The organism is Isosphaeraceae bacterium EP7 (assembly GCA_038400315.1).
In the GTDB taxonomy this organism is placed as follows: Bacteria; Planctomycetota; Planctomycetia; order Isosphaerales; family Isosphaeraceae; genus EP7.
Window position 1 is genome coordinate 2,579,064 of record CP151667.1, and the last position, 19,137, is coordinate 2,598,200.

1 protein-coding gene (cut by a window edge) is annotated in these 19,137 nt (G+C 67.2%); it reads right to left on the reverse strand.

Annotation, left to right across the window (positions count from 1 at the left end; translation table 11 throughout):
* A protein-coding gene (locus tag EP7_RS09830) for a CARDB domain-containing protein (protein WP_463527683.1) crosses the window boundary here: on the reverse strand, nt 1-19,137 show its 3' portion. It continues 11,487 nt past the right edge of the window; 19,137 of the gene's 30,624 nt are visible here — the last part of the coding sequence; its start codon lies beyond the right edge, outside the window; the stop codon is at nt 1-3.

Consider the following 19,137-nt stretch of genomic DNA (forward strand, 5'->3'; position numbering starts at 1 on the left):
TCAGAGCCCCCACCAGCCCAGGGCGATGTCGGAAAGCAACTCGGTGGACTGGAGTGCCCGCTCGACAACCCTCGAGCCGGGCCGGACAGCCTCAATCACAGACCCGTCAGAATTCATCGACCCCGAGGCCGTCTCGACCCTGACGGCCTGGTAGCGTCCCGCCCCGACCGGCCTGGCCGAACTCGGGGCCGACGGGATCCGCCGACGCCAAGCCGGTCCCGTGGGAACGGTCTTCCGGACCGATGCCGCCTCGGCGAAGCTCGGGGTGATCACGGGGTCGGTCGGCCAGACCGAGGGGGGGGCGAGGGTCGCGATGAGAGGGGCCGCCCCTCCCGAGGGCGCGACGACTGCGAAGATCGCCGAGCCTGGTTCGAGAAGGTCGCGATCAGCGGCCAGGTCGAGCACACCGCCGCCCGAGCCCGCCCCAAGGGCGACTAGTCGCATCTCTAAAGGAGCGGCGGAGGGAGACAGGGCGACTTCCGGCACTGAGGGCATGCTCACCGAGGTGCCGAATGCCCCCGACATGACCACCGGCGCGGGGGCCGATTGCAGCCAAGCCGAGTTGGGGAGGGGGTGGGCGGGGGTCCCCCGCGTGTCTCTCTGATTGACGTAAAGCTCGATATACCAGCCGAGGTAGCTCTTGATCTGGTCAAGGCCAATCTCGTGTTCGGGGATGTCGAATGCCATCCAGAGAGTCGCGGCCTCGGCCTGGGTGACGTGGTTCGTGGCGTTCTTGCCCCCCGCCATGAAGCCGAGGTCGTCGGTGAAGATCGGCTCCTTCGCGGCGTTGTACTCGTCGAACAGGCCGAGGTTATGGCCTAGCTCGTGGCCGATGGCGTAGCCGAAGAACTTCCCGAGGTTGGCGAGCGAGGCCGGCGAGAACTCGCCGAAGGTCTCGGAGAAAAGGTACAGGACTTCTCCCAGGACGACCTGATTCGCAATATTTCCCCCGGGCCAATCCGCCAGGGCCCCCCCACGCTCCGGGTTCGTGGCCTGGTCCATGACGAAGCGGATCGAGGCAAGCGAGATGTCGGACCTTAACTGGATATCGGCGTTGGAGAGGTCGTCGACTTTCTCGATGACCGAACTCCACGCCTGGTCGATGAGGGCGGCGCTGCCGACGTCGGGAACGTAGAATGCGAAATAATTGATGTCGTTGCTCCCGCCCGATTCGAAGGAGATTGCCCCTTCTTCAGCGAACGGCTTGTAGATATCCCCGGTGAGCGACTGGTCGAGCCCGCCGAGGAATAGCTCCCAGTCTTCGTCGACAATCTGGAGGGAGCCAGTGAAGGTGAAGAGGTCCTGGATCGGCGCGAACCACGGCAGATAGACATCGGGGTTGGCCGATGCGAAGTAGACTTCGGGGTTGAGCAGGAGGGCGGTCAACTCATTTCGGAGGGAGTCGAGGTTGAGATTGACGGTCTGCCGCTCCGTGGCCCGCGCGGAGAGATCGACGGCGCCGATCTGCTTCCCTCGGAGATAGAACTTCGCGATCCCGTCGTAGGAGCCTTCCTGGTCGGAGGAGAAGCCGAGAGCGTAGAGTCCGGTGGACACCTCGGAGGCGGCGAATTTGGAGTTGGCGCCTTCGATCTGAATCCCAACCTCATGGCACCCGTCCCCTTCGAGGGAGACGATGACCTCGCGGGTGTGCCCGGCGAGCGTGTCGGCGAACTTGAGTTTCCCGTCGTTCATGTCCTCGTCGCCGGCATCGACGAGCCGATAGACGCTGAGCTCGTCCTTCAGTTCCTTACCGACCTGACTGCCGGTCTGACTCACGAAGATAGGCCGGCTCGACACATAAATCTGCGACCAGAGGAGCTGGTCGTGGGCGATCCCCGCGCCCTGGTCGTTCAGCGTATCGAAGTAATTTGACGCGAGTTCGGTCGTAACGGTGAAGGTGAGTGACTGGCCCGGGGCCAGGCGGACTGGGGCAGCGAGAATCACATGGGAGGCGCTGTCATTGAGAGCAGTGACGACCCCGCCGGGGAGCCCCGCGATCGACCGAATGAAGGCGTTGGCACCCACTTCGATCCGAGTGATCTCCATCCCGGTGTTGCCGAGCGGGTTGGTGATCGTGAAGGTCCGCGAGACGTCGCCGGGCTGCGCGAGGAAGACGGTGTGATCCTTCATCTCGAAGCTGTCGTCGGTGATGTTCAGGCCCTGTTGGAAGAAGATCTCGTCGAGCAGGATCTTGCTATGAACCTTCCCGGCGGAGGACCTGAGAGTGAACTTGAGCGTGCCGATCTTGCCTCGGACCTCGTCGGGGAGCTTCAGCAGGTAGGTGTCGAGGCCGGCCGCGGAGACATTGATGACAGTCGTGTTGAGGCAATCGCCCGCGTTCAGCTCGTGCATCGTCCCGTCGTCGGTGGTGATGACGATCCGGAGCTCGTCGAGGTCGCTCGCCTCGAGGACGTTCATGGAGAACCGGAGCCCCGCCGCCATCTCGGGGATATACATCCAGTTGTGGACGATCGAGTTGCCGGTGAAGCGATGGCTGAGCTCGACCGCGTAGTTGTTATTTCCCGTGTCCTGGAGCCGGCCCTTGCCCTCGACCTGGTCGTCGGAGAGGTCCAGGGAGGTACCGCTGAAACCGCCATGGAACGACCAGCCCGGCATGGCATACAGCCGGCTGGCATCCGCCAGGGAGAAGCGAGTGGAGCTTAAGCGGTCCTTTTCGGTCAGATACCACGTGCCCGACTCGAAGTCGCCGTTGAAGATGCTCTGGACGGGGGCGAACTTCGTGCCCGCGGTGTCAAAGACGAGGCTCTCCAGGGGGGAGACGCGTGCATTCGGGTCATCAGAGTTTGTGTTGTCATAGTAGACTTCCAGCCGATTCCCCGAGACCGGCCGCTTGTCGTCGCCGCCGCCGAGGCGACTGTAGAACCACCCGACTCCGATCCCCTCCTGGGGTGCTGCGTCTGGCACGCTCGCGTACTGCGCGGGCACGTACCAGGGTTTCGCGTTAAGGCTGTCCACAATGTTCTTCACATTGTCGGAGGCGATCTTTACGACAGCGTCCTTGACGCTCCGATATCGGGCTAGCCGGACCATGAAGCCGCTCGAAGCCAGGAAGACCAGGGAGTCGACAAGTCGGCGCTGAACTAGCTCGCCGTCGGGCCCGGACTGGAACTGGAGAAGGTCCATCGCGGTCGTGCCCGCATACCATCTCCACGCCCGGCTGTGCGGGCCCACGAGCGGGAAGCCCACTCCGGCGCCCAGGGAGAGCCGGATCTCGCCCGCGTCGTCGCGAGTAAAGCCCGACATCCCGTTGAGGAGGAGGTTGAGGTCGGCACCGTCGCCAGTCTTCGGGTCCTTATCCGGGTGAAGCGGGTCAGCTCCCGGCGAGAGCGTCCGGCCGTTGGGGGTGAGGCTCCCGACGATGAGATTGTCCTCGGCCAGGCTCTGATAATAGTTGTCGGCGAACGCGACGTTGTCCCAGACGTGGACCATCGGCTCGTGGAAGTTATCCCACTGGGCCACCACGGGCAACTCAAGGTTCGGCTGATTGAAGTCGTGGACGTCCAGGGTGGTCATCTGGATGTCGATCGCCTTGCCGTCGACCCGATTCTTTGGGAAGTAGGTCGCGAACCGCTGGATGAGTTCGCCGGTGACGACCGTTCCCCGGCTGTGCCCGATGAAGTGGAGCGCCGACTGGAAGAGCTTGCCGTCGATCCCTGCGGAGGCGTCGAGACGGACGAGCGCCGCGAAGAGGGCATCGGCCGCGGCCTCTGAGAATCCGGAGTCGTCGATGTCCGACTCGGCGACCCAGTCGGAGACCAGCACAAGCGCCTCGCCCAGCTTCGGTGTCCCCCCTTCCCAGGTTCCGTTCTGCTTGTTGTAGACGAGCACCACGCCACCGCCGGCCGAGGTCGCGATCTCCTTGCCGAGTTCGACGAACTGATTCGCATCCGAGATCGAATTCCCGAACGCGGCGAAACCATGGGTGATGATCGTCACCCCGTTGAAGGGACCGGCGAGCTTCACCGGTGCCGTGCGGAAGGAGTACCACTTGCGAGAGCGGTAGCCGTCGGCCGTGGTCGTCTCGACCCCCCAGTAATACACCTGGCCCGCCGTCAGGCGTCGGCCGGTGGGGAGCTTGTACTCATAGACGCCATCCCCGGCGGAGGTGATCCCGAGGCTGACCCCGTTGAGGATGCGGTTGGGGTTGAGGTCGAGAAGCTCGAAAAGATCCTCGGGGAAAAGCCCCTCCCCCGCCGGGGAGGTGCTGAGGTAGAGCTTGGTCTCGACCGGCTGCCGTCCCCCCTCGATCTTCCAGCGGAAGAGCGGCTCCAGGACGTTGCCGGTGCCGACCGGTCCGAGCAATTCGAGTACGTTGACTGGGGTCGCCAGGCCCCTGGCCCCACCGAGACTCAGCGGGGCGTTCGCTCCGCTGTAGACCTCATAAACCGGATCGGCGCCCTTCGTGCCCCCTTGTAGGGCATAGGCGGCGTGGAGGTCGATGGCCGCGTTGTGCAGCAGGTTTCCGGCGGCATCCTTCACCCGGCCGTCGATGATGTCGTTGATGCCGTAGCGGGTCATCAACGATGCGTTCCTAGGGTCGCTCACCGCGGCGTCGATCGCCGTGACGTCGTACACGAAGACCGCCCCCAGGCCGCCACCCGCGATCGGGATCGTCGGCATCGAGGCGTAGAGGTAGCGGCCGTCGCCCGAGATCGCCAGCTCATACTGGAAGCCGGCGGGAATTGGCCGGGTGGCCGCCACGAGTGTCGCGGCCCCGAGAGGGTCGCGGATGATGCCGATGTTACTCCCGGCCGGGTAGTCTTCTGGTTCGAAGTGATTATGGCTGGGGATTTCCATGTCTGGAGCGTTGTAGCCCATGACGAACGCATACTTCAGGTCGGGTGTGACGACCACCGAACGCACGTTATTGACGTCGAACGCGTCCTCGGAGCTCCCGAGCGCCATCTGGACCGAACCGGCGAGGCCCCACGCCCCTCCCTGCTTCTTCAAGACGTTGAAGCCCGAGAGGTCAGAGAGATAGTCGGTGAAGACGATCGCGTTGGGGTCGGAGGTCGAGGTGACGCCGAAGGGGGACGGGCCGACATCGATCGCCGTCTTCTTATCGAGCAGGCCGAGGAGCCCGCCGCCGAGCTCGATCACGAAAATTCGCCCCTTCTCGGAGGGGGCGTTGCGCTCGTAGCTGACCCGGGCCGGGGCGGCGACGAACAGAGTCTTCCCGTCGGTGCTGACCGCGATCCCCCGCAGTCCCTTGGGCGCCGGGCCGACGTCGATCGTTCGGTCGAGTGAGTTGTAGTCCCTCGACGTCGGCGAGATGTCGATCACGTAGATCGTCCCGGTGATCGAGTCCGTCACGTAGGCGAACTCGTCGCGGCGGTCGATGACGATGTGAGAGGGGGACGCATTCGGAAGCCGGATGCTGTCGATCACGTCGGGCGTGGAGGGATCGGCGTCGATCCGCTGGAACGCGACGGTGTCGATGACGTCGATCGTCCCGTCGCTGCGGAGGACGTAGGCCCGCGTCCCGTCGTTGGTCGCCGCTGTCATCTTCGAGAAGCCCGCGCCCGACAACGCGACCTGCGCCACCGGAGCCTGCGTGCGAGAGTCCAGCACGAGGAGATCCTTCGACCCGGCCGCATAGCTATAGTCGGAGGTCGCGGGGACCTGGGCCTTCAGGCTCGTCATGATCAGGTCCGGCAGGATCGCCTGCTTGATCGTCCGACGGACCGTGATGTAGGCGACACCGAGCGTCACGCCGTGGGGGAGGACCAGGCGGATCTCCTTGCCATCGGGGCTCACCGATTCGATCTCGGCCGTGATGTCGAGGGCTCCTCGGCGATAGAAGACCTGGTTCAAGAAGTCCAGATCTGCCCCCCCCATCTCGAAGTGAACCTTCAGCTCGTCTTTCCTGGCCCCGAACGCCTCACCGGTGATGACGAGCCGGGTCGTGCCGGGGGCCGAGGTGAGGTCGACCCGAATCGACGAGATCCGTGGGGTGTCGGCCTCGGGCATCAATCCCACACCGGTGGGGACCGTCACGCTGATGGCGGTGGCGCCCGGCTGGGCCTCGATGACGAAGTCCCTGATCACCGGTGCCCCCGTGCGAGGGATCGCCACCAGCCGCATGTCGTTGGAGCCGACCGGGATGTCCATGACGAAGCCGGCGAGCAGGCTCATCGAGACGCCCACGCCGATCCCGCCCGCCATGTTGGAGATCAGGTTGAAGGACGAGCCGCCGTCGTTGATGCCGGTCGTGAACTCGAGCCGCCCCTTCACCTGGCTGGTCGCTTCGGGTGCCATCCCCCACATGTAGGTGCCCTTGATCCGGACGCCGTCGTAGGGGGGCGACGTCGTCCGGGCGAAGCCATCGGTGCCGACTACCCCGACCTCGACCTGGAACCAGACCGGCATCTCGGTCCCGTCGCCCTTCGGCACCGCGCCGGCCCGGTAGACGAAGATCTTCGAGCCCGGCAAGACACCCGGCCCGACCGGGATGGCGAGCTGCGCCGGCTGGAGCAACTCCTGGTCGCCGACGTCGAGCGCGACCGCGCCGACGAACTGGATGAAGCTCGGCAACGCCATGGGGAGGTCGGCCTTCGAGACGGCCTCGATGCGGACCGTGGCCGGCGACGTCAGGGCGCCTGGGGCGATCGTCACGAGCGAGCCGTCGGCTCCCCGGACCGCCCCGCCGCCGGTCCCGACCACCGCCGGGCCGGTCCTAGCGGCCTCGACATGGACCTCGATCAGACGCTCGGACGGGCCGTTGATGACGGTCACCGTCGCCGAGCCCGCCGCAAGGCCACGCATCAAACCGTCGGGGCCGACCTCCACGACACGGGGATCGCTCACGTAGTAGCGGGTGCCCGAGGCGGACGAAGTCAGGTCCTTCGAGCCGTCGAGGGTAATCTTGAGCTGGCGGCCGGAACCGCCGGTAGCCAGGGTCACCGCATCGGGGTAGACGTCGAGGCCGAACCAGTAGAGGAGGATCTGCTCGCCGGCCGGGGCGCCGACGGCCACCGCCGTCGCGGCCTGGAGTCCCTTCGCCGAGACAAGCAGGGCCGACGTCCCGTTCGCCAACGCGGTCACAACTCCCGACGAGGAGACCGAGATCACGCCGGGGTCGGAGACGGCGAAGGTCACATACGAGCCGGGGAGGACGACTCCCTGCTGGTCGGCGAAATCCCCGACCAGGACCACGGTCGTTCGCCCTCCAGCGTCGAGCGAAAGCTCTCGGGTCGTGATATCGAGCCGAACGAGCGGGGCATCGCTGACGTTTACCCGGACGATCCCCGGGGTCGAGGTGCCGTAGCCGTCATCGGCCACGTACCAGAAGCTGGCCGCGCCGGAATAGTCGGCATCTGGGGTGAAGGTGATCGTCTTGCCGTCGGCCTCCAGCCGGGCAACGCCGTGGTCGGCTCCCACAACCCGGATAAAGACCGGGTCGTCCTCGGGGTCGGCGGCCTTCGCGGCGGCGTCGTACGAGAAGGAGAGGCCTGTGTGCGTCAGAACTTCGCCCGCCGTGACGGCCGGTGCCCGGTTGGCCGCGAACCCGAGATTGCTCCCCAGGATCTGGACGTCGGCGGCGTCGATCACCCCGTCGAGGTCGGTGTCGGCCCCGACGAGATAGCCGAACTGCCCCGCTGAGGTTCCCTGCGCGGAGGCGATGAGCTGCCCATCGACGCCGTCGACCATGCCGTCGCCATTCACGTCGCCCGCGGCGAACATCCTGAGCGTGTAGCCCCCCGACGTGCCGCCGAGGCCCGCCACTTCGAGCAGGTGCTGCCCTTCGCGATCGATCGCGAACAGGGCGAACGCCGAATTTGCGCTGACCCGACTGATGAGCGGGGTCAGGCCGGGGATCGATGGGACCGCAGGCCGCAGGCCGCTCCCGGTCGGAGTGGTGATCTCGATGCCTATCAGGATCCGACCGTCGGCGGTCGCGCGGAGTTCCGACGGACGGACGCCGAACGCGAAGCGGGCGGTCGCGCCGGCGGCCAGGGTGCCTGATGTCGTCGAGGAGAGGTACTGGCCCGAGCCGCCGAGATCGGCGGTCAGCGGCTGGACCTGCCGGACCGGACCGTACACGACGACCTTGCCTTCGGAGGCCGTCGAGGCGTTCACCAGGTTGAGCAGGTGGGAGCCGGGGGCATAGCCATAGCGTCCCGAACGGCCGGTCGCGATGTTCCTCGCAGAGATCAGGTTTCCGCCGGCGTCATAGCCGTAGATCAGGCGAGTTCCATTGGGTGCGACGATCGAGACGATGCGGCCGGCCTCATCGTGGACGAACTGCACCGCCTCGCCCGTCGCGGCGTCGGCGATGCCGGCGTCGCTAACGAGGAACGTCTGGCCCCCCGGCAGGTTGATCTCGCGGGCCGTGCCGTCGGCGTCAAGCTGATAGGCGGTGCCGTCGGGCGCCCGGAGTGTGTACGCCTCGGCGTTGAATTCGGGAGCAGCCGGGTGATAGGGGCGGGCCGTCTTGATCTCGTAGAAGCGGTCGCCGACCCGGGTGAGGATTGCCGGGGAGGCGTCGAGTCGGTAGTCGTTGCCCGCGTCGGGGGTGAAGCTCGGGACGTAATAGGTTAGCCCGGAGACCGTGCTCGACTTAGGGGTGAAAGTGAAGCCGAGCCGACGCCCGTCGGGGACGGTCAGGTAGACCCTCGTCCCGGCCCGGAACGGCGTGTAGACGCCGAGCGCTTCGCGGCCGGTCGGCTCGACGCCAGCCTGGAGGTTGAACTCGACGTTGGACAGCCGCCATCCTGGCCCGAACGAGCCGGGACGTCCCGCGTCCAGCGAGTCGTAGGCCCGCACCAGGCTGAGGCCCGTCCCGCCCAGGGTAACCGCGAGGTCGGTTTCGGAGTGAAGGAACTGAGCCGGCTTGGATGCACCGGAGATCTCGACCGTGACATCAGCCGTCTTCGAACGCCCGCCGATATCGGCCGCGGTGAGCCTGAGGCGGTAGAAGCCGTTGGCGAGCGAACCCGGATCGAGCCGGGCGAGGACGCCATCGGACCTCGAGTCGTGTCCTCCCGCGATACGAAGGAAGGTGTCTGAGCCGAGGGGGGCCAGCTCGAGGGTCCATTCGTCCAGGTTGGTGTCGAACGCCCGGCCGATCAGGTCGGTGGGGGCGGTGATCTTCAAGCCCTGGAGGGTAGGGCTGAGCGCGACGTCGGGCGAGGCGAGGTCATTCGGGTCGCGGACCTTGAGGACGGCCTCGGCCGTTCCGATCAGGCCGTCGGCGTCGGTCGCGGTGGCGTGAAGGATCAGCCGCCCGAACCGGCCGGCGACCACCTCGGCCCGCCCCTGGGCGTCGATCGGCACGGGGACGCCGTCGACGGTCAGGGTCAACCCGACGATCTGGGCCAGGCTCCCGGCGATCGCGTGGACAAGCACCCTCTGGCCCGGGACGACCGGGAAACTTGGGGTCAGCTCGATGTGGACCTGGGGCTTCGGAGGGGCGATGGAGGCGCGGAGCAGGACGGTCCGGCTCGCGGTCGCCTCGCCGTCGGTGGCCGAGAAGGTGACCAGCGTGTCGCCCGCCTGGCCCGCGCCCGGCCTCCAGCGAACGTGTCCGGTGGCCGGGTCGAGCATCGCCCCCTGCGGGAGCCCCTGCGCCGCGAAGGTCAGGGTGGTCCCGGCGTCGGCGTCGGCCGCCACCAGATCGAATTCGAGCCATTCGCCCAGAGTTGCACTGTGGTGCGACGCGTCGAGGCTGGGGGCGCGATTGACGTTGTCGATGAAGAGCATCACATCGACCATCGAGGTCAGGCCATCGGGGTCGAGCGCCCGGAACGCCAGGAGATAGTCTCCGGCCTGCTCGAATCCCGGGGTCCAGAGGAACCGGCCCGTCCTGGCGTCGAAGCGGGCTCCGTCGGGGAGCGACGACGCGACCGAGTAGGTCAGCGGGTCGGCGTCGGGATCGGTGGCGACGAGCGTGAACTGGAGCGGCGTCCCCTCTCGCCCCGATTGCGGCGCCAGCGGCGTCAACGTCGGAGCCTGGTTCGTGTTCGTGACCTCGACGCGGAACGTCTGCGATGCCGTGCCGTGGCCGTCACTCGCCGTGACGACAATCCCGGCATAAATTCCGGCCTGGAACAAATTCGGTGCCCAGGAGAGGCGCCCCGTGACGGCGTCGAGCCTCGCGCCCGCCGGGAGGTTGCGGGCGGAGTAGGTCAGTCGGTCGCCGTCGGGATCAGCGGCGGAGAGGTCGAGGACCAGGGGCGTTCCCTCGGCGACGGTCACGTCACCGACGGCGGCCAGCGTCGGTGCGGCGTTGGAGGCGCGGGCGACCAGGCGGAATGTCCTCGATGCGGACACGGAGGAGGCAGGGTCGCCGTTGCCACCGTCGAGGACGCGGACCGTCACGTCGTAAATGCCGGCCTGCCCCTGGTTCGGGGTCCAAATCAGCGTGGCCTCGCCGTAAATCGAGGAGGGCTCGATCCGGGCGCCGGCGGGGAGGCCGTCGGCCTCGAAAGTGAGAGACTCCTCGTCGAGGTCGCGAGCGAACAGGGCCAGTCGGAGCTCCTGGCCGATCACGGCCACGGTGTCGCCGACGTGACCCAGGCTCGGGGGATCGTTGGGGGAGACAACCGTGACGATGAACGTCTGCTCGGCCGACAGGGCAGCCCAGGCGCCGTCTCCGTCTCCCTCGTCGGTCGTCCGCAGAGTGATCGTGTAGTTCCCGCGGTGTCCCGTCCCCGGAGCGAATCGAAGCAGGGCGGTCCCGTCGCCGCGATCGACGAAGGCAGCGAAGGGGGGGAGCCCGAAGCCGGGCAGGCCGGCGGCCGCGATCGCGACCGGGTTGCCGTCGGGGTCGATGACACGAATGGGCACATCGAGGACACCGCCGCGGTCGACCGAGACGTTGGCGATCGGCGCGAAGACCGGCGGCCGGTTCGTATTCAGGACAGTGATCGGGACGACAACGGTGGTCGTCAGAGGCATGCCGGTGCCGTCGCCGTCGTCTCTGGCCGAGATCGTGATGGAGTAGCTTCCGGCAGCAGAGTACCCGGGGAGCCAGGTGATCATTCCCGTCGCGGGGTCGAAGGCAGCCCCCTGCGGGAGCCCCGTGACGGTGTAAGCGACCAAGGACGACGTCCCCTCGAGCGGGGTCAGAGTCCCGTCGGGGAGCCGGTCCTGCGGGATGTGCCCGGGGTTGTCCGGGTCGGCCGCGAAGGCGCGGAAGCGGAGGACCTGGCCCTCGCGGACCTGCCACCCGCTCAGGTCATCGAAGCTCGGGGCCGCATTCGCGTTGAGGACCGTGACGTTGAACTCTCGAGTCGTCGAGAGCGAGCCGTCGGTGACCGTCACCGGGATCTGGTAGGTACCGTGCTGGAAGTAGCCGGGGGTCCATTCGAGCACGCCGGTCAGCGGGTTGAGGGTCGCCCCCGCGGGGAGCATGGAGCTGTGATAAACGACGGCGTCACCCTCGGTGTCGTCGGCGATCATCGCGATCCGGAGCCGGTCCCCTTCGAGGATGGTCCGGTCGGCGGGGCGCACCAGCGTCGGCGCCTGGTTCGTGGGGGCGATCACCAGGGTTGTTGACCGGACGACGCGGTGGATGCCGTCGCCGACGATCAGGCGGACGTCGGGATAGGTGCCGGCCGCGTCGAAGCCCGGGGTCCAGATCAAGGCCCGTTGCATCGGGTCGAAGACGGCGCCCGGGGGGAGGTTCTCGGCCCAGTAGGTCAGCAGGTCTCCCTCGGGGTCGGTGGCCTGGAGGGCGATCTCCAGCGGCATCCCCTCGCGGCCCTCGATCTTGTCCGGCAACGCCGCCACGACAGGCGCCAGATTCGTGCCCGAGACGTCGATCGTGAACTCCTGGGTCGCCGAGCGGCCCTTCGAGTCGTAGACCTGGAGGACGACCGTCGCGGCGATCGGCGAGGCGACCGTGGGGAGCCACCGGACCCTACCGGTCGCCGAGTCGACCGTCATCCCGTCGGGCCCCGAGACGAGCAAGTAACCCAGCTTCGTGCCCGCGGCCCCGGCGGCAGAGGCCTGATAGTCGTAAGGCTGGCCGACCTGGGCGGTGAGTGCCGGCGCGGACAGGAAGGTCGGAGCCGCCTCCGGGAACGGAAGGGCAAGCACCCCCGACTTCCACGAGAGACGCCCCCCGGAGGGATTCGAGAACGTGATCGACCGAGGCGAGGTGGTCTGGCCGGGACCGAGCAGGCCCCCGAGAACCTGCGTGCTGAGGTCAATCCACCAGGCGCCGTCGCGGTAGACGGCCCCCGAGGAGACCGGCTCGACATCGAGCGGATTCAGCCCCTCCAGTGAGAGCCAGATCGCCGGTTGCAGGTTGCTCGTCGAGTTGTTCGTGACCGTCACATCGTAGGTAATGGTCTTGTGCGCCGCATCGGCCCGGCCGCGTGAGAGCTTGACGGCGACCATCGTCGAGAAGTCGTTGACCGCCCGGAAGGTGCCGGCATACTCCTCGGCCAGAGGAAGGTCTTCGACGCTACGGAGAGAGGTCAGGACGCGCAGCACATAGGTGTCGGGCGCCAGCGAGTCAAAGACCAGCGAGGCGGTCCGGCTGCCACGGTCATAAGCGACCGAGCGGATCGTCACCGCCCCCCCCGAGGCGCCAACGAGCCGGTAGTTGGCCGGGTTGAGGACCGATCGTGGGTCGGTGGCCGTCCCCACGAACATGTCGCGGTCGAAGGTGACGCTCACCGAACCCATGGGGAGCGGGACCACGCCCCCTGTGGGGGGGTTGGTCGAGGCGACCCGGGGGGCCATCACCGGGCTCAAGACGTCGACCTGGCCCGTCTGGCTGATCAGCACCCGTCCGTCGGAGGTCGTGCGAACCACGTCGCCACGCGTCCCACCCCGGGCCACCGCGACCCGACGCAGGCTGGCCAAGTCGACCATGATCAGCTCGCTGCCCACTCCCGCGCGGGGCCCGGCGTTGTTCGAGACGAAGAGTAGGCCGGCGAGGTGGGTCCCCGCCTTGCCGAAGGCGATCGAGTCGACCTGTGTCTTCAATTCGAGCATCAGCTCGGGCCGGACCCTCGACGCGGTCAGGTCGAAGCGGAGGACATTCCCCCGGCTCGGCCAGCTCGCCGCCCACAGGCTGCCGTCGGGGGCGAATGCTAGGCTGCCGACACGGACGTCGGAGAGGTGGCGGAAGGTTGAGGTGGCCGGGTCGAACGTCTCGATCCCCTTCCCGGAGGAGACGAAGATCGTCCCGGTTCCCGGCTGGATTGCCAGCGCCTGGGTAAGACCGTCGCCGAAGCGCCCGAGGATCGCGCCGGTGTCGGGGTCGAGCCTCAGCAGCGGGCCTCCACCGGTCGTGGCCCAGAGCCCGCCGTTGGCGTCGAGCGCCAGGTCGAAGATCGGCAGCGGGAGCGTGGCGAACGCCTCGCCAACCTGCCCACCGGCCGCCGAGAGCCGGAATAGGAGGTTGCGCCCCGGCCCGCCGCTGAGGATCACGCTGCGATCGGGAAGCTCGACGATGGCCATCGGGCCGATGCCCGCGTGGCTCTGCGCGATGCCGGTCGCGAACGAGGCGCCCACGAAGGGTCGAATGAGTTCCGTGAAGCCGGACGGGCGTGTGCCGGGCACGGCCGCGGGGATGGCCCGCTCGGCCTCAAGGTAGAGTGGATTGCTCGACGGTTGGCCGATCGGCGCCGGCGGGCCGGGGTCGAACTCGGTGGTCTCGGGGACCGACGGGAGGGCGCCGAGGTTGGCCCCCGATCCGTCGTCGGGCGCCTGCACCCCGGCGTCGGGCTTCTCGCGATTGCCGGCCTGGTCGGTCGCCAGCACCAGGAACCGATACTCGTGGCCCGCCCGACCCTGATAGATCGCTTCGGTCGCGGTCGTCTGCCGCAGCCAGATCCTGTACTCTCCGCCATCCTCCGAGACATAGACCGTCGCGTGCCGGACGCCCGAGCCGGACGCCTCGTCGACCGAGGACCAGCGGACCTGGTAGTCCGAGCCACCCTCGACGATCGCCTCCACTATCACTGTGGTCCTCGGCGCCGCGCCATCGACCAGGGCGACCAGCACGTTGGTGTCCTGCGGCGGGGCGTTGTCGAGGAGGACCCTCGCTTCGGCACGGATCTCGGTGCCGGTGGCGATCCCGGCCTTGGGGACGGCCGTGTAGCCGACGAATCCGCTCCCCGACCCCTTGGCGTCGTTGGGCCGGAGAAGACCCGCGTCGACATCCTCGAGGACCTCGCCGGTCTCGGGGTCGATCGCCTGGATCAGCCAGGTGGCGGTGTTCGACTGCACGTCGAGGCCGGCGCTGACGCGGAGGATGAACCCCTTGGTGCGGATGAAGTCGAAGTCGCCCTGGAAGATCCCGCGTCCCGAGGGGATGTGGACCTCAATGTCGCCAATGCGGAGATCGCCGAGGCGGAAGCTCCGCGGGTCGAGATCATCATCGAGTTTTGTGACGATCCGGATCTCGTTGGCCGAAGTCGCCGACTGTGCCGGGTTCTCGAACCGGATCGTGTACGGGAGCGCCTGGCTAGCCGGGACGAACCCGTTCGCGCCGTAGCCGATCGGCCCGGTCAAAGTCGCCAGTGGGGTCGAGGAGCCCGCCGTGCTGAAGTACGAGGCGAAGTCGGGGGGAACCGGCGGGTTGCCCGGGGGGATATCGAGCTGGAGGTCACCGAACGGCACGTAGACGTTGAATGACTCGAAGTGCGTGGGATGCGAGAGGTTCAAGTCGAATTCATCGATCGGCTGCGCCGGCGAGATCAGAGGATCGGTCGAGGTGATCGGGCCGAGGAGGTTCGGGTCGTTCCCGTACCATTCGCGGACCTGCTCGAAGAACTTGACGAGGTCCCCCTCCGAGCGAATCGGATCCCCCGCCGGACCGATCAGGAGGCCTGAGCTGAGCGTGGCCACCAGGCTGACCAGCCTCGGATCGGTCCGGATGGGAGGCGCCTGATCGACGGGCCGGAGCAGCCCGACCTCTTCGAGCGCCGAGAGGAACGCGGTGGTCCAGGTATCGGAGTCGGCCGCGAGGAGCACGAGCGTGCGATTGGCGGCCGGGTCGGCGAGGATCTTCTCCCTGAGCCGGAGTGCGTCGGCGGTCTGCCGGGCGATGAATTCGTCGCGGGTCAGCGCCGTGGCAGTCGCCACCAGGTGGAACTGGAAGGCGACCTTCTCGGGCTCGAGCGCAAATTCCTCCAGGAATTCGGGATCTTCCGCGAGCCGTTCGAGCAGGCCGGGATAGATCACCGTGTTGAAGGTGCGCCCGGCATAACTCCGCGCGTAGAGGTCGAAGGCGTAGCCGGGCGCCAGGTTGTAGCCGCCGGTGTTGATCGTCGAGTTGAGGCTCGCCCACGGGACGTCGCCCAGATCCGCCGACCCGGGCCCACCCGCGAGATTTTGGAAGAAGTCCAGGTAGCGCAGGCCCAGGTTCGGATTGATCCCCAGCTCGGGGACGCCGAACGCGAAGTAGACATAGGGGGCGTCGACGTTGCTCACGCTTTCGAGCGAGAAGCCATAGGTCCCGGTCTGACCGGGGGCGAGCACCCGGGGGCCCCCAAGCCCGATCCGGACGTCGGTCTCCATCGCCGTCTCGACGAGGTAGCGATAAGGGGAGACCGCTGTGTCGCCGTTGGGGTTGACCACCCGGATGTCATAGAGCCCGTGCGGCGCGTCGCGGAGGTCGAAGGTCGCAATGATCTTCGTGCTGTCGACGACCTCGTAGCGGGTCGGCTCGTACTCGGCGAAGCCCGGGCGGATGAGCTTGACGATCGCGTTGGGCTGGAACTGGGCGCCGAGGATCGTGGTCGTGACCCATCGCGAGTCGCCACCGGCGTCGGGGGAGACGGCGGTGATCGAGAGCGGGAGCACCTCGGCCAGGAGCGTGGTCGGAGTCGACGGGGCCGGCTCGGAGTGACCGCGGACCAGGATGTAATAGGTCCCCGGCCGGGTTAGCGGGATGATCACCGTCTGATTCGGCGCCAGCGGGCCCTGGTACGAGGCGTCGTAGGTGATCCCGTCGGGGACGTCGCCGTAGCGGAGGAATAGCTCGTTGGCCGCGTTCTGGGCGGGCGTCGTCAGCGTCACCCGCAGAGTCTGGCCCAGCCCGACGACGACCTTGTAGAGCCGCTCATCCCCGGTGGAGAGGGTCGTCTCCAGGGGGATGTTCAGGTGCAACTCGTCGACGGTGACGTTCAGGGGGTCGGCGGAGGCGGTCCGATTATTCGACTCGTTCGTCCCCTCGTAGACCTCGTTGAAGATGTCGGGACGGACGATGATCCGGTACTGTCCCGGCCGGGCAGGGGGCAGGGTCGCCCGAAGGGCCGCCTCGTACGAGCCGCCCGACAGGAGAGTGCCGGAGTGAGAGACCCGGCCCAGCAGCCTGTCGTTGACGTCCCAGACGGCGTCCTCGGAGAGGTAGACGGCGTCGGTCCAGCTCCCCTCGGCCTGGAAGTCTCCCCGGTTGAAGACGGTCCAGGTGACGTCGACCACTTCGCCCGAACGTGCCGAGCCGGGCAGGCGGATCGTGTCGACCTGGAGGTCGGAAGGGGGGGGGACGTCGAGGATCATCGGCCTCGGGGAGGGGGAGGCATTGTTCCCCTCCTTGTCGAGCTCGAATACCACGCCCCGGGCCCGCCCACGCGATGCGTCGGTGTATACGAAGACGTAGAACGGGCCCGCGAGGTCACGCGGGGCGCGGAACGTCAGAGTCTCGGTGTACGAGCCCCCCGACGCGAGCCCGCCGGTGTGGCGGATCGAGCCCAGATAGCGGTCGCTATCCAGGTCGAGGAAGGCGTCGCGCGACAGGTAGATCAGGTCGTCCCAGCTCGACTGCTTCGGCGGCGTGTCGCCGGCGCCGGCGTTTCTGACCGTGTAGGTGACCTCAAAGGCCTGGCCGATCAGGGTGTGCTCGGGGGCCGATACGGCGGTGACTAGCAGGTCGGGCGGGGTCCGAAGTTCGATCGGCTGCGCCGACGCGGTGATGTTGTTTCCCTCGTCCGCGAATTCGGGCACGCGAGCCATGCCCACGGAGATACCGTACTCGTACCGGAGCGAGGGATCGGCCGGGGGGACAGGCCCTGTGATATTCGAGTCAACGAAGACCAGGAGATAGAAATCCCCCTCGATGCCGTCGGGGAGGTCCACGTCGAGGCTCGCGTCGTATGAGGCCCCCTTCGCGAGGCCCACGGAGCGAATCCAAGAGCCGAGGAGCTGGTCGCCGGAGTCGAGCGACGCGTCGCGAGACAGGTAAACGCGGTCAATCCATTCCAACTGCCGCGTGTCGCGGGTGCCGATGTTGGTGACCGTCCAGGCGACCCGGACCCGGTCGCCCGACAGGGGCGTCCCCCCCGGCGCAATCAGGTCGGTGACCTTTAAATCGGGCTCGCGATAGACCACCGGCAGGGGTGCCATACCGAGGTTGTTCGACGCGTCTTCATAACCCCGGGAGATGAAGGAATCGCGGCTGATGTCATTGTAGCCGCCCCGTTCTCCATTCGATCCGTTCGGGTCGGTGATGACGTAGATGTAGTATTCGCCCCCGATCCCAGCGGGGAGCGTGAATTGCGCAGACTGCGTGTAGCTCTCGCCGGCCCCGAGGGTCGGCTGATTGCCGCGAATGACCGAGCCAATGTGGGTTGCCCGGCCTGGGATGAAGGTGTCGTCGGGCGAGAGGTAGACGTAATCGGTCCAGTACCGCGTCCCCGACCAGGTCTCGGCGCCGGCGTTCTTGACGGTCCAGGAGACGGTCGTCTCCTCGCCGGAATAGCTCACCGGCTCGGTCCGGATCGACTCGACGAGGAGGTCGGCCGGGTCGCGCCGGACGACGCTCGTGCTCCCATGGCTGACGTTGTTGTTGCCATACGGCCCCTCCCAGACCCCGGCTCCGGTGACGACGATCACGTACTTGCCCGCAGCAACGGGCGTCAACGCGAAGGTCGCTTCCGCCGCATAGCTCTGGCCTACGCCGAGCTTGCCGGTGTGCTGGATCGAGCCGAGATACCAGCGCTCCGCGTTCGGCGTGGTCAGGTCGGGGAAATCCGAGAGGTAGACCGCGTCATACCACGAGCCCTCCTCGGTTTCATTTCGCCCCTGGTTGGCGACGGCCCAGCGCACCGTGAACGAGTCTCCGCCGACAGCCTGCGCCTGCGGAGTCACCGTGGTCACGACAAGGTCGGGCGGCGGCGTCAGCAGCACCTTGATGGCCCGCGCCTTGTAGTTGTTGTTGTCGAGCTCGTTGGGGTCGTCGGTGTTGATGACGTTGCTGAAGGTGTCCTCCAACTCGACGTCGTACGTGTCGGCCCAGGGGGTGATGTAGAGCTCGCCCGAGACGCGCCTCGGCAGCGTGATCCGGACGACCTGCTCGTAGCTCTCGCCGACCCCGAGCCTCCCGGAGTGCGCGACCTGGCCGACCACCATGTCGTACTGGACGTTGTCATCGGTCTTGAACTTGCGGGGATCGGGCCGGACCTTATTCACCGCGAGCCAGATCGTGTCGGTCCAGTTCGCCTCGTACGTCGGGTTGGCGCCCCGGTTGGTGACCCTGAATCGGACCTCGATCTCGCTGCCGTCGAACGCCTGCGAAGGCACGACGACGTCGCTGATCACAAGGTCTGAGGGGGGGAGGGGGTCGACGTAGATCTCCTGCACGAAGACGTTGTTGTCCTCGTTAGGGAACTCGTTGACTGCGGCCCCGGAGTCGGCCCTCACGATCAGGAAGGCCGGGCCTCGATACCGCTTCGGGACGACCAGCCCCGGCGTCTTCGTGCGGTAGGTCTCGCTCGGCAGGAGCGCCGAGCCGTTCTCCATGGTCCCGATCAAGATGTCGTCGCCCGAGATGACGCCATCGAGTGAGAAGTAGACCGAGTCGGACCAGCGCGGGGCGGTGGTCGGGACGGTCCCCTGATTGATGACGACGAATTCGAGCGAGACCGTGCCGCCGGCCTGAACCCGGCCCGGCGCGGTCACCGAGCTGACCTGAAGGTCGGGGTGGGGGGCCAGCCGGACGAGCGTCGTGGCGTCGTCGGCCGTCGTGTTGTTGCCCGAGGCCCCGTGCTCGTAGAGGGAGAGTCCGGAGTTGGTCGTCACCTCGAGGCGATAGAGCCCCTGGATGTTCTCAGGGAGCGTGAACTGCTCCGAGCGAGAGTAGGTGCGCCCGGCCTGGAGCCCCCCTCCAAAGCTGAAGGAACCGAGCGGGATCGCACCCGTCCCGTCCACGCGACG